1 protein-coding gene is annotated in these 625 nt (G+C 42.2%); it reads left to right on the top strand.

Annotation, left to right across the window (positions count from 1 at the left end):
- A partial coding sequence (locus ACS8FD_RS21930; protein WP_459252169.1) for a sensor histidine kinase family protein occupies nucleotides 1-625 on the top strand: 625 nt, incomplete at both ends.

The following is a 625-nucleotide window of genomic DNA, read 5'->3' as shown; positions in this document are numbered from 1 at the left end:
CATCGAAGATACTTTATTAGATACCAGTAAATTGCTCGCAGCAAGCTTACAAGTGCCATTAACGTCAGGGCAACTATACGATGATGCCTATCATGCCAAACTTGATGCTGCTTTTATCGACGTACCAGCCATTGATAAACCTATAAAACCAGCGGATAAAAATAAAAGTGGTAGCAGCTTTCGCATCTATGTGACAGATGGTGATGGTAAGGTTATTTATGACTCATTGCCAACATCTAAAAATGCTGAAGGTGAAGATTATAGCCGCTGGAATGATATTTATCTCACCTTGAAAGGACTATACGGGGTTAGAAGTACTCCAGATATTAATAGCACGCGTGGTAGCTCAATTATGTATGTGGCACAGCCTATCAAAGATGAGATAGGCAATATTATCGGGGCGGTGAGTGTTGGTAAGCCTGTCGATAGCGTGCTGCCTTATCTGGACAATACACGCAATCGCATGCTTCTCACGGTCTTGCTCATTAGTATCGTCGCCCTTATTTTAGCAGGACTGGTGGCATGGTGGCTGAAGCAGAGTATTACCTTAGTTACTCAATACACTGGGGCTTTAGCAGAGGATACTAAAAAGCCTTATTTTTATTTAGGTCATGAGCTCAACAGC

The organism is Psychrobacter sp. 1U2 (assembly GCF_051847575.1).
Note: the sequence above shows the minus strand (reverse complement) of the source record. Positions and strands in the feature narration are given on the sequence as shown.